This window comes from Rhizobium sp. NLR10b, assembly GCF_019685435.1.
GTDB lineage: Bacteria > Pseudomonadota > Alphaproteobacteria > Rhizobiales > Rhizobiaceae > Rhizobium.
Genome location: NZ_JABDWV010000009.1, coordinates 269,497 through 280,347 on the forward strand (window position 1 = coordinate 269,497; position 10,851 = coordinate 280,347).

A 10,851-nucleotide genomic window follows, 5' to 3' on the forward strand; every position below is an offset into this window, starting at 1 on the left:
GGCGTCGGCTTCCGTCGCGGAGGCTGACTTTTTTCGTGACAGTGGGGAGATGCAACAATATACGGTCAATGCTTCCATTATGTTGATCGGATCAAGAATGAAAGACTGGCATCCCGACCTGAGCCGCAGCAGCAGCCCGCGTTACATGGCGATCGCCGATCTGATCGAAATGGATCTGCGCAGCGGGCATCTGGCGGTCGGTGACCGGCTGCCGCCGCAGCGCGAACTTGCCAAACGGCTGAACGTCGATTTCACGACGGTGGCGAGAGGTTACGTCGAGGCGCAGAAGCGCGGCCTGGTGGATTCCCATGTCGGCCGAGGCACTTTCGTCACCGGCGCGGCGATCAAACACCGCCAGGACTGGGGCGTCGGCGCCGCACCCGACCCCCGGCGAGCGGCCGTCGTCGACTTCTCGATGAACCTGCCGCCGGAACCTGACGATCCGGAACTGATCGCCCGCATGCGCGAGGGCATGTCGGCGGTGGCGGCGAGCCTGATCCCGCTTCTGCGTTATCAAGGCTTCGGCGGTTCCGGCATGGACAAGGAGGCCGCCGCCGCCTGGCTCGGCCGCCGCGGTCTGACGCCTTCGCAGGAGCGGATCTTCGTCACGCCGGGCGCCCATCCGGCCCTTCTGGCGATCTTCGGCCTCCTGGCAAAGCCCGGCGAGACCGTGATTTCGGAAATCGTCACCTATCCCGGCATGCGCTCGATCGCAGCCCAGTTGCGGCTCAATCTTGCCGGCCTGCCGATGGACGGAGACGGGATCCGGCCCGATGCTTTGGCCTCGGCCTGCGAGCGGTTGAAGCCGAAGGCGCTCTACCTCAATCCGACGCTGCAGAACCCGACGACGTTGACGATTCCAGCTGGCCGCCGCGAGGAAATCGCAGCTGTCGCCCGCAAATATCGTCTGCCGATCGTCGAGGACGATGCCTACGGCTTCATTCCGCAGGAAGGGCCTGCGCCGCTTGCGGCAACGGCGCCCGAGCTGACCTGGCATATCGGCGGCCTGGCGAAATGCCTCGGCGCCGGCCTGCGCCTTGCTTATGTCGTGGCTCCGGACACCAGGGCAGTGTGGCCCTTCGTCGGCGCCATGCGCGCCAACAATGTCATGGCCTCGCCGTTGAATATGGCGCTCGCCACCCGCTGGATCGAGGACGGCACGGCCGATGCGATCCTCCGCTTCATCCGCGCCGAGGCGGGCGCCCGCCAACAGATGGTCGCCGCCATCCTGCCCGCCGGCAGCTACCGCGCCGATCCGATCAGCTTCAATATCTGGCTGCCTTTGGCCCACGGCTGGACCCGTTCCACGTTCGGCAGCCATATGCATTCCTCCGGCATCGGCGTGGTGGCAAGCGATGCCTTCGCGGTCGAGGGCGCCGCACCCGAGGCCGTCCGCGTCTGCCTCGGCGGCCCGATCGCCCGGGCAAAATTGCAGGGCGCATTGGAGTTCATGGCCCATGCGCTGGAAGGCCCGCCGGAAATGGCGGGTTCGTTCTTCTGATCCGGCGATATCGCGGCTGAGCCTGCTAGAAGAAAAACGGAATTGGTCTAGGCGGGACGCTCTTCGAATGGATTTACGACAAGCCGCGACCGGTCCTTGACCGGTCGACTTGCTTGTGCGGCAATCTGGCAGATTGATTGGTCTATTCCATATAATGTATTTATATTGAATGCACTCATTATGCGGCATTGACTGAGCCGCGAGATAGGACAAGGTCATCATGGATACCGAATATCCCCCGCTTCCTCCGATGCAGACCGGCATCAGGGGACGCTGCCCGCGCTGCGGCCAAGGCCATATGTTCAAAGGCTTCCTGACGCTGCAGCCGCAGTGCGAAGCCTGCGGTCTCGATTATTCTTTCGCCGATCCGGCCGACGGCCCGGCCTTTTTCGTCATCTGCTTCGCCTGCATCCCGAGCGTGCTGCTCGGCGTCTGGCTGGAGGTGGCATTCGCGGCGCCGATCTGGGTGCAGCTTCTCGTCACCGGTCCCTTCATGCTCGCCACCTGCATTCCGCCGCTCCGGCCGCTGAAAGGCTGGCTGGTCGCCAGCCAGTATTTCTACAAGGCGGAAGAAGGCAGGCTTGCCTAATGCTATTTCAGCGTTGCGCGCAGGCGCGGCGTTGCGAAATTGATGAGGGCGCGCAGTTTCAGCGGCACCAGCCCCCGCGAGGGATAGACAAGATGCACCGGCGCCGGCTGCGGTTCGAAATCGGCAAGCAGCGGCACCAGCAGGCCTGCCTTCGCGGCACCTGACCAAAGGGATTGAGCTTGCGGAAATCCGGCGTCTTGTGGGCGCACCTGCCGCCAAATCGACCTCGACCATTTCATAGGGCACACCAGCTGATCAAGGAAATCTGGGCCTTTGCCGATAATCGCATCGCCGTGCGCTTTGCCTATGAATGGCGCGAGGACAGCGGCAACTGGTTTCGCTCCTACGGCAATGAGAATTGGGAATTCGACGCCACCGGCTTGATGCAGCGCCGTTTTGCCTGCATCAACGATCTGCCGATCCGGGAAACGGAGCGCAAATATCACTGGCCGCTTGGCCGGCGGCCGGACGACCCTCCCGGCCTGACCGGGCTCGGCCTTTAGAATGGGATGAACTTGGACCGGTGAAGACCGTCTACGAACGCGCCGACATCGTACCGCTGCTCGCGGAAGCCTTCCGCGAGCTCGGCTATGAGGGCGCCACGCTCAGCCGCATCACCGAACGCACCGGAATTGGCAAGGGCAGCCTTTATCACTTCTTCCCCGGCGGCAAGGAGGAGATGGCCGGCGCCGTGCTCGCCGATGTCGGTGCCTGGTTCGAGCAGGCGATCTATCGGCCGCTGAGGAATGACGACGCCCGCCAGGCGATTGCGGCGATGTGGATCAATGTCAATGACTACTTCCGCGCCGGCGGCCGCATCTGCCTCGTCGGTGCCTTCGCGCTCGACGACACCCGCGATCGGTTTTCGTCTGCGATCGCCGATTATTTCTTCCGCTGGATCGAGGCGTTGAGTTCGGCGCTGACGCGGGCTGGCTGTGCTGAAACAGAGGCGCAGACGCTTGCTGAGGAAGGCGTCTGCGGCATTCAAGGCGCGCTGGTGCTGTCGCGCGCGCTCAGAGATGGAACGGTCTTCGCCCGGTCGCTGGAAACGCTGGCGAGCCGGCTTGAGGCTGCGACGCGATGAGGGCAGGCCTTACATCTGCACCGCTTTGCCTGTATCTCTCAGCGCTGTTGTTGAGGCTCCCGGATCGGGGCGGGCATTCTCGCGCTCAAGGCGAATCTGGCGCCACTCATTTTCCATCTGGTCGAGGACATGCTGGGGAATGGTGGTCTGTGTGTTGGCCGGCGCCTGCATCGGAAGTCTCCTCTTGTGGTGGTAAGGCTTCAGGGCAAGAAAATGCATTGCACAAGACAAAACGGGTGTAAATCAGGGGCTTAGGCACTTCAAACGATTAAGTTTATTTTAATCGATTAAGACGGTTTTAACCGTGGTGTTCACGGGGAGCGCGGAATGGTTGTCCACATGGACCGGGTATTCTTTTTTGATGCGGTGCAGCAAGAGCTCTTCAAAGGAGAGCTGACTCAGCCTCAGGTAGTGGGGATGACGGCGATTCTCGATGCCTGGGAAAAGCGCTCTGTTGAGGCCGACCGCCGGTGGCTCGCCTATATCCTCGCTACCGCCTTTCATGAGACCGCCTATACGATGCAGCCGGTGCGTGAGACGCTGGCGGAAAGCGATATGCGCGCGGTCGAGATATTAGAGGCAGCCTTTGCCGCAGGCCGGCTCTCCTGGGTGAAGACACCCTACTGGCGGCCGGATGAGGATGGCCGCTGCTGGCTCGGACGCGGCCTGGTGCAGCTCACCCACAAACGAAATTATGAGGCGATGAGCGTGCTGACCGGCATCGATCTGGTTGCCGATCCCGATCGGGCGATGGAGATGGAGGCGGCGGTGACGATCCTGATCGAAGGCATGCTGCAGGGCAGCTTTACCGGCCACAAACTCGCCGATCACCTGAATGCGACGACCGAGGACTGGGTCAATGCGCGCCGCATCGTCAACGGCACCGACCGGGCCGAGAAGCTTGCGGGTTACGCCCTGGCCTTCCATGCGGCACTGCGTCCGGATGCCGCGCAGGGCCGGCCGCGCGGTTGAAGGCCCGGCGCGCGCATGTTATCGCGCGGGCAAACCCCTCTGGAATCTGACAGGAGCTTCCGCGTGATCCGCCATATCGTCTTCTTCACCGTGCAGGAGGAACATCTGGAGGAGGTGAGGGCGGGTCTTTCGATCCTGACCGCCATTCCATACCCGCGCCTGCTGGAAATCGGCACCAATGTGAAGACCGATCAGCTCGGCACCGAGATCGATCTCGTGGTCTATGGCGAATTCGACGATGAGGCGGCTCTCGCTGCTTATAAGGCGCACCCCGATTACCAGCGTTCGATCGAGCGCGTGCGCCCGCTCCGGGAAAAACGCATCGCTGCCGATTACGACAGCCGCACGGCCGTGACGCGGCCGCTCTGACGCCGGCCATCTTCCGGTCGCCGCGCTTGGGGCGATCGTGGAAATCGCCGTTTGTTTTCAGAGAGATGAGCGATTTTTCGGATTCAAGTCGTTGCGACACGGACCGACCTTCTGAGACACCGGAATCACTTTTCGAGAAACCCGCCGCAAGGGACTCAAAAGACTCGCCGATCGCGACGGGCATGGCTCGTCGGAACAGCTGCAGCGGTCTGAAGATGCTGATCGAGAGATGTTCGGAACCGCTGACCTCCAGGCCCGAGCCTCACGAAACGACCGGGCTCGGCTCCGGTGCCCCGGCGCCCCGCACCAGCGTCATCAGCATCAGCACGAGAGTGAGCGCGAAAGCTGAGAGAACGGCGCAGGCGAGCAGCGCCGGACCGGTGCCGGCGCGATCTAGAATGGCGGTGAAGACGACGGGAGCGATGGCGTTGGCGAGGTTCTGCGGCAGTGACAGCCGGGCCGAATGCAGGCCGAATTCGCTCGGCGAGAACAGCGCCAGCGGTAGCAGGGCCCGGGCGACGGCCGTGACGCCCGAGCCGAAGCCGTAAAGCAGGATGAAAGTGACGAGGACCGGCGTCGATGGGCCGGCTGTCAGCATGATCAGAAAGCTGATCACCGTCAGGCTGATGCCCATGACGGCGCTGAGGATGGGGTTGCCGCGGCGGCCGAGCAGCATGTCGAGGAAACGGGCCGAGATGCCGAGGGCGCCGCGCGCCGAGCCGAGCTGCAGCGCCAGGGCCGGTGAAGCCCCGGACTGGCGGAAGATTTCGAGCAGCGATGGGGCGATGCCGAAGGTGACGAAGGTCGAGATCGTTGTCACCGCGGCAATCAACAGGAAGGCCTTGCGCTGAGCCGTCTTCGACAATGGCACCGGCGGGATCTCCGCCGCGCTGCTCTCGGCATGCCTCACGATCGGCTTCGGCAGAGCGAAAAGATGCAGCGGGAGGCAGACGAAGAATTGCAGCGCCGCGCAGAAAACAAAGGTGAGCTGCCAGCCGACCGCCTCGTTGAGCAGGCTGAGGATCGGCCAGAAGATGGTGCTCGATAGCCCGGTGAACAGCATGAGGATGGCGATGACGCGTTTGCCGTTTGGCCCTTCGCGTTCGACGACGGCGGTATAGGCCGGTGCCGAGAGACCCAATGCGCCGCCGATGCCGATGACGAGCCAGGCGGCGGCGTAGAGCAGGATGCCGTTTGCCACCGCCAGCAGAGAGAGGCCGAGCGCGAAGATCAGCGAGGCGGCCGAAAGCACCCGGGCAGCGCCGTAGCGGCCGAGCCAACGGCCGGTCGTCGGGCCGGCGATGGCGCTGACCACCATCCTGAGCGTCAGGCCGGCAAAGATCACCTCGTTCGCCACGCCGAGAGCCGGCGCCACGGCGCGGCCCATGACGCCGAGCATGTCGAACGTCGTGCCCCAGCCGATCAGCTGGGTAACGGCAAGCACGGTGACCGTCTGCGCCGAACGGAAGCGGAAGGAATTTGGCATCGGGGCTGAAAGGGTCTGAAATGCGGGGGCCAGCAAGGGATAGCAGTTTCAACCAGCCGGCGAAAGCTGCGATCGGCAATTCCGCTATGCCTGCCGCCTGCGTCTCTTTTTTGAACGATGAAAAGATGCACGGATGACATGAGGGATCGGTACAATTTGAGGACGACCCGCTGTGCCCCTGCCGCGTGCCGCCACCGGCCGGTCTATCGTGGTTGAACGACGTGGCCGATTCGGAAACGACGACCGCGGTGGAGTGGGCGGTTTTTGCACGCTTGCCGAAGGCGCTGGCCAACATCTGGTTGCCAGGGGTGGGACGCCTCGTTTTCAGGCGCAGGGAGGACCAGCGGCATTTGCGGCAGCAGCGGATTCCAAGGGCAGAAATCGATTGCCCCAAGCAGTCGAGAACCGTTCTAAACGCCCTGTATTACAGCGCATTCATTTGCCATTCAGGTCGCTTGAGTACATATTCGCAGCAAGTTGGAATTACCTTGAAAGCGTAAGACATGGCCTTTCCTCTGAGCGTCGCAGTAGTGGCCGCCGGACTGGTGGTATCGGCGCCCTCACCGGATGGCGCAGGCGCCCTCGTCCTGCGCGTGGCTGGCGATTGCAGCGCCGCCGCAGCCCAGGTCGTCGAACAGACGGGCGGGCAGCTCCTGTCCGTGCAACCGGTGGGCGATAGCTGTATCATTACCGTTCTCGTGTCGGGCAATGGCCAGCGTCCACGCAAGGTAACGGTAAAGGTTCCGATGTAAGCGGAATCGGTCTATTCAAACACGATCGATTTGAAGCGGACGAAGGCGGACCGATGCGCATCCTGGTAATCGAAGACGACGTCAACCTGAACCGGCAGCTGACCGATACGCTGAAGGAGGCGGGTTATGTCGTCGACCAAGCGTTCGACGGCGAAGAGGGCCATTTCCTCGGCGACACCGAACCCTATGACGCTATCATCCTCGATATCGGCCTGCCGGAGATGGACGGCGTCACCGTGCTGGAAAAATGGCGCGGCGCCGGCCGCGGCATGCCGGTTCTGATCCTGACGGCGCGCGACCGCTGGAGCGACAAGGTCGCCGGCATCGACGCCGGCGCCGACGACTATGTCACCAAGCCCTTTCACGTCGAGGAAGTTCTGGCGCGCATTCGGGCGTTGATCCGGCGCGCGGCCGGCCATGCCTCTTCCGAGATCGTCTGCGGGCCGGTGCGGCTCGACACCAAATCCTCAAAGGCGACGGTCAACGGCACGACGCTGAAGCTGACCTCGCACGAATATCGCCTGCTCGCCTATCTCATGCATCACATGGGCGAGGTCGTTTCGCGCACGGAGCTGGTCGAGCACATGTACGACCAGGATTTCGACCGCGATTCCAACACGATCGAGGTCTTTGTCGGCCGTCTGCGCAAGAAGATGGGCGTCGACCTGATCGAAACGGTGCGCGGTCTCGGCTACCGCATCCAAGCGCCGAAACATGCGAATTAAGTCGCTCACCGCACGCGTGTTGCTGCTGACCACGGTCTGGTCGACGGTGGCGCTTGTGGTGATCGGCCTGCTGATCTCCACGCTCTATCGCAAGAGCGCCGAACGCGGTTTCCAGGATCTGCTGCGGGCGCAGCTCTATAACGTCATCAATTCGGTGACGATCGGCGATCAGGGCGCGTTGAGCGGCAGCCCGCAGCTCGGCGATCTGCGCTTTGCCCAGCCTAAGACCGGCTGGTACTGGGTGGTCGAGCCGCTCGGCACTTATACCACTGCGCCGCTGGTCTCGCCCTCGCTCGGCTCGGCGCTCATTCCGGTACCCTCCGTCGTCGAGGCGCCTTTCGACAAGAATTACGAGCGCTACTACCAGGTGACGGACGCCTCCGGGAACCGCGTGCAGGTGGCCGAGACCGAAGTGGTGCTCGACACCGACGGGCGCGCGGCGCGCTTCCGCGTCACCGGCAATGTCGACGTCGTCGAGGATGATGTCCGCACCTTTTCGCACAGCCTCTATCTGGCGCTCGCCGGTTTCGGCGTCGGTAGCCTGATCGTCAATGCGCTGGCGATCCTTTACGGCCTGAAACCGCTCGACAAGGCGCGCGCAGCATTGGAGCGCATTCGAGCCGGCGAGAGCGAGCAGCTGAAGGGTGACTTCCCGCGCGAGATCCTACCGCTCGCCAACGAGGTCAACGCGCTGATCGACAGCAACCGCCGCATCGTCGAGCGGGCGCGCATGCAGGTCGGCAACCTGGCGCACTCACTGAAAACGCCGATCGCGGTTCTCCTCAACGAGGCGCGGGTGCTGGAGAAATCCCATGGCGAGCTGGTGCGCAGTCAGGCGGAATCGATGCAGGGGCAGGTGCAATCCTATCTCAATCGCGCCCGCATCGCCGCGCAGCGCGAATCCGTGCTCGCCCGCACCGACGCCGAGCCGGCGCTGGAACGCCTGGTGCGCGTCATGCGCCGCCTGAATGTCGACACCGAATTCGATCTCGTCGTCTCGCCGCCGCATCTTGCCGTCGCCATGGAACAGCAGGATCTCGAGGAAACCGTCGGCAATCTCCTGGAAAACGCCGCGCGTTTCGCCAAGAGCAGGGTGCGGCTTTCGGCCGTCGAAGCCGGCGAGGACGTGAAAGGGGCGGAGGCGAGCGCCCGCCGGCGCTGGGTGGAGCTTGCCGTCGAGGATGACGGGCCCGGCCTTGAGCCCGACCAGATCCGCGAGGCGCTGAAGCGTGGCCGCAGGCTCGATGAAAGCAAGCCCGGAACCGGCTTGGGCCTTTCGATCGTCACCGAGATTTCCAACGAATACCAGGGAAGGCTCGAACTGTCCCGCGGCGAATGGGGCGGGCTGAAGGCGAAGCTTATCCTGCCCGGCGTCACAAAGGATGTTGCATGACCAACTGCTTGATGTCACAAGGATACTGGCAAATGTATAGCATGCTTTGCCATAAAGCTGACACGGGGACGCTGCACTTCGATCGGCTGAATTTGACCTCTGATCGTGGTTCGACGCAATGATTCTACGCGCGCAAGGCATGATGGTTTCCATCCTTCTTCTCGCCGTCCCGCTCACCGGCTGCACGACGACGAAGGGTGCCGCTTCGCGCGGCATTTTTTCGAGCAAACCCTCGGCGTCGGCCGCCTTCATCACCGCGCTCCAAGGCGGCATCGTCGGCCGCAGCGGCGTGAGCTTGAGCGATAGCGACAAGCAGCGGGCGCTCGAGGCGGAGTATCGGGCGCTGGAAGGGGCGGCGGTCGGCCAGCCGGTGGTCTGGAGCGGCAAGGACGTCACAGGCAAGGTCGTGGCGGCCGCACCCTATCAGGTCGGCTCGCAGAATTGCCGGCAATATACCCATACGCTGACCGTCGACGGCAAGGAAACCGTGGCTCGGGGTGCAGCCTGCCGCAATGAGGACGGCAGCTGGTCGCCGCTCGGCTGAGGTGGTTTTCAGCGTGAATTGCGGCGAATAGCCTCAAATCTTCGTCATTCCGGCTTTGGCAGTTGGAATAGGCGTGAGCTTCACGTATTTGGGCCGATATGCTGTTCTGGATTCTCGTTGCCGTTCTGACGGCAGCCGTCGCTGTCATCCTGCTCTACCCCCTTCTGCGTGGTGCGAAGGCGGCGCAGAACAGCCGTGCCGGCGAGGCGGCAGTCTACCGCGACCAGTTGCGCGAACTTGATCGCGACCTTGCCGGCGGGCTGATCACGCCTGAGGAGGCTGATTACGCCAGGGCCGAAATCGGCCGGCGGCTGATCGCCGCCTCTGCCGGCGAGCCGGAGACGATGGAGAAACCCGCACGGCATCATCGTCTCACTGAAGTCTTCGTTCTCTTGATCCTGCCGGTGCTCGGGCTCTGTCTTTATTTGACGACGGGCAGGCCGGATCTGCCGTCGCAGCCGCTGGAGGCGCGGTTGGAAAACCCCGGCGACGACGTGGCGGTGCTGATCGCCAAAGCGGAGCGGCATCTGGCTCAGAATCCCGACGACGGCAAGGGCTGGGACGTATTGGCGCCGATCTATTTCCGCACGATGCGGATGGCCGATGCTGAGGTGGCCTACCGCAATGCGATCCGGCTTCTCGGCCCAAGCCCGATCCGGCTCGACGGCCTTGCCGAAACGCTGATGGCGGTCTCCGACGGCGTCGTGACGGACGAGGCGCGTCAGGTGCTGGAACAGTCGCTGACGCTGGAGCCCGACAATCCGCGTGCCCGCTTCTACATCGCGCTCAGCATGGAGCAGGCCGGAAGGGCCAACGAGGCGCGCCAGGCCTTCGAGGCACTGGCGCAGCAATCGCCGGCCGATGCGCCCTGGCTGCCGCTGGTCAATGAACATATCGCCAAGAACGGCGGCGAGGTCGCCCCGCCGGCGGCGCCCGGCGGACCGACATCGGAAGACGTAGCGGCGGCTGAAAACATGAAGGCCGGCGATCGTCAGCAGATGATCCGCGGCATGGTCGAAAGCCTCGATGCCAAGCTCAGCGAGGATCCCAACAATTTCGAGGGATGGATGCGGCTCGTCCGCTCTTACGCCGTATTGAACGATAAGGATCGCGCAGCCGACGCCCTGAGGCGTGGGCTGGCTGCCTTTCCGCCGTCCGGTGAGCAGGGCCGGCAATTGCTGGCGCTTGCCAGGGAACTTGGCATTGCCACGGAGGGGATAACGCGATGACGCGCAAGCAGAAGCGCCTTGCGGTGATCGCTGGCGGGATGAGTTTCATCCTTGCGGCGGTGCTTTTGGTGATGTTCGCTTTCAGCCAGTCGGTGGCCTATTTCTACATGCCGGCCGATCTGGCCAAGACGCCGGTGGCGCCGGAGACCCGCATCCGGCTGGGCGGCCTGGTCGGAGCGGGCAGCGTCGTGCGCGGCGCCGGTTCGA

11 protein-coding genes and 5 pseudogenes are annotated in these 10,851 nt (G+C 63.5%); 12 read left to right on the forward strand and 4 right to left on the reverse strand.

Annotated features, from left to right (window positions below; all coding sequences use genetic code 11):
• The first annotated feature begins 97 nt into the window (after positions 1-97).
• Positions 98-1,501 (forward strand): PLP-dependent aminotransferase family protein, encoded by a 1,404-nt coding sequence (locus HJB91_RS17395; RefSeq protein WP_210628580.1) that lies wholly within the window; start codon positions 98-100, stop codon positions 1,499-1,501.
• A 220-nt stretch (positions 1,502-1,721) separates the two neighbouring features.
• Positions 1,722-2,090, forward strand: coding sequence for a DUF983 domain-containing protein (locus HJB91_RS17400; RefSeq protein ID WP_221124232.1), 369 nt, complete (start codon positions 1,722-1,724; stop codon positions 2,088-2,090).
• A 2-nt stretch (positions 2,091-2,092) separates the two neighbouring features.
• On the opposite strand, the pseudogene HJB91_RS17405 reads toward HJB91_RS17400, so the two are convergent.
• Positions 2,093-2,248, reverse strand: a pseudogene (locus tag HJB91_RS17405) (LysR family transcriptional regulator); the annotation flags it as partial.
• Positions 2,245-2,339: pseudogene (locus tag HJB91_RS17410) on the reverse strand (glutathione S-transferase); the annotation flags it as partial. The pseudogenes HJB91_RS17410 and HJB91_RS17405, both read right to left, overlap by 4 nt.
• On the opposite strand from HJB91_RS17410, the pseudogene HJB91_RS17415 reads away from it, so the two are divergent.
• Positions 2,336-2,593, forward strand: a pseudogene (locus HJB91_RS17415) (DUF1348 family protein); the annotation flags it as partial. The pseudogenes HJB91_RS17410 and HJB91_RS17415 sit on opposite strands and share 4 nt — an antisense overlap.
• Positions 2,594-2,613: 20 nt before the next feature.
• Positions 2,614-3,174 carry a TetR/AcrR family transcriptional regulator gene (locus HJB91_RS17420; RefSeq protein ID WP_210628578.1) on the forward strand — a complete coding sequence of 187 codons (561 nt, stop codon included), beginning with the start codon at positions 2,614-2,616 and terminating at the stop codon, positions 3,172-3,174.
• Positions 3,175-3,183: 9 nt separating this feature from the next.
• On the opposite strand, the gene HJB91_RS17425 is transcribed toward HJB91_RS17420, so the two are convergent.
• Positions 3,184-3,345, reverse strand: coding sequence for a hypothetical protein (locus tag HJB91_RS17425; RefSeq protein WP_210631716.1), 162 nt, complete (start codon positions 3,343-3,345; stop codon positions 3,184-3,186).
• Between the two features lie 156 nt (positions 3,346-3,501).
• Here HJB91_RS17425 and HJB91_RS17430 point away from each other — a divergent pair.
• Both HJB91_RS17430 and HJB91_RS17435 read left to right on the forward strand, forming a co-directional pair.
• Positions 3,502-4,196: pseudogene (locus HJB91_RS17430) on the forward strand (hypothetical protein).
• Between the two features lie 13 nt (positions 4,197-4,209).
• Positions 4,210-4,515 carry a Dabb family protein gene (locus tag HJB91_RS17435; RefSeq protein WP_210628576.1) on the forward strand — a complete coding sequence of 102 codons (306 nt, stop codon included), beginning with the start codon at positions 4,210-4,212 and terminating at the stop codon, positions 4,513-4,515.
• 262 nt (positions 4,516-4,777) lie between these two features.
• Here HJB91_RS17435 and HJB91_RS17440 read toward each other — a convergent pair whose 3' ends face one another.
• Positions 4,778-6,001, reverse strand: coding sequence for an MFS transporter (locus tag HJB91_RS17440; RefSeq protein WP_221155562.1), 1,224 nt, complete (start codon positions 5,999-6,001; stop codon positions 4,778-4,780).
• Between the two features lie 503 nt (positions 6,002-6,504).
• On the opposite strand from HJB91_RS17440, the gene HJB91_RS17445 reads away from it, so the two are divergent.
• The 6 genes and pseudogenes from HJB91_RS17445 to HJB91_RS17470 all read left to right on the forward strand — a co-directional run.
• Entirely contained in the window at positions 6,505-6,753 is a 249-nt protein-coding gene (locus HJB91_RS17445) for a hypothetical protein (protein ID WP_210628575.1), read from the forward strand.
• Positions 6,754-6,806: 53 nt separating this feature from the next.
• Positions 6,807-7,478: a response regulator transcription factor gene (locus HJB91_RS17450; RefSeq protein WP_085777499.1), complete on the forward strand. Its 672-nt coding sequence runs from the start codon at positions 6,807-6,809 to the stop codon at positions 7,476-7,478.
• Positions 7,468-8,871, forward strand: a complete 1,404-nt coding sequence (locus HJB91_RS17455; protein ID WP_064706664.1) for a HAMP domain-containing sensor histidine kinase — start codon at positions 7,468-7,470, stop codon at positions 8,869-8,871. Before HJB91_RS17450 ends, HJB91_RS17455 begins: the two co-directional genes overlap by 11 nt.
• A 118-nt stretch (positions 8,872-8,989) precedes the next feature.
• Positions 8,990-9,415 carry a hypothetical protein gene (locus tag HJB91_RS17460; protein WP_210628574.1) on the forward strand — a complete coding sequence of 142 codons (426 nt, stop codon included), beginning with the start codon at positions 8,990-8,992 and terminating at the stop codon, positions 9,413-9,415.
• A gap of 67 nt (positions 9,416-9,482) precedes the next feature.
• A pseudogene (gene ccmI / locus HJB91_RS17465) lies at positions 9,483-10,644 on the forward strand (c-type cytochrome biogenesis protein CcmI).
• Positions 10,641-10,851: cytochrome c maturation protein CcmE (locus tag HJB91_RS17470; protein ID WP_221124229.1), on the forward strand; the 211-nt coding region annotated here is incomplete at its 3' end. The pseudogene ccmI and the gene HJB91_RS17470, both read left to right, overlap by 4 nt.

Bases quoted from the DNA above. Each gene is read 5' to 3' on its own strand.
- HJB91_RS17395 (WP_210628580.1), top strand. From the start codon at position 98: ATGAAAGACTGGCATCCCGACCTGAGCCGCAGCAGCAGCCCGCGTTAC.
- HJB91_RS17400 (WP_221124232.1), top strand. From the start codon at position 1,722: ATGGATACCGAATATCCCCCGCTTCCTCCGATGCAGACCGGCATCAGG.
- HJB91_RS17425 (WP_210631716.1), bottom strand. From the start codon at position 3,345: ATGCAGGCGCCGGCCAACACACAGACCACCATTCCCCAGCATGTCCTC.
- HJB91_RS17440 (WP_221155562.1), bottom strand. From the start codon at position 6,001: ATGCCAAATTCCTTCCGCTTCCGTTCGGCGCAGACGGTCACCGTGCTT.
- HJB91_RS17445 (WP_210628575.1), top strand. From the start codon at position 6,505: ATGGCCTTTCCTCTGAGCGTCGCAGTAGTGGCCGCCGGACTGGTGGTA.
- HJB91_RS17450 (WP_085777499.1), top strand. From the start codon at position 6,807: ATGCGCATCCTGGTAATCGAAGACGACGTCAACCTGAACCGGCAGCTG.
- HJB91_RS17455 (WP_064706664.1), top strand. From the start codon at position 7,468: ATGCGAATTAAGTCGCTCACCGCACGCGTGTTGCTGCTGACCACGGTC.
- HJB91_RS17460 (WP_210628574.1), top strand. From the start codon at position 8,990: ATGATTCTACGCGCGCAAGGCATGATGGTTTCCATCCTTCTTCTCGCC.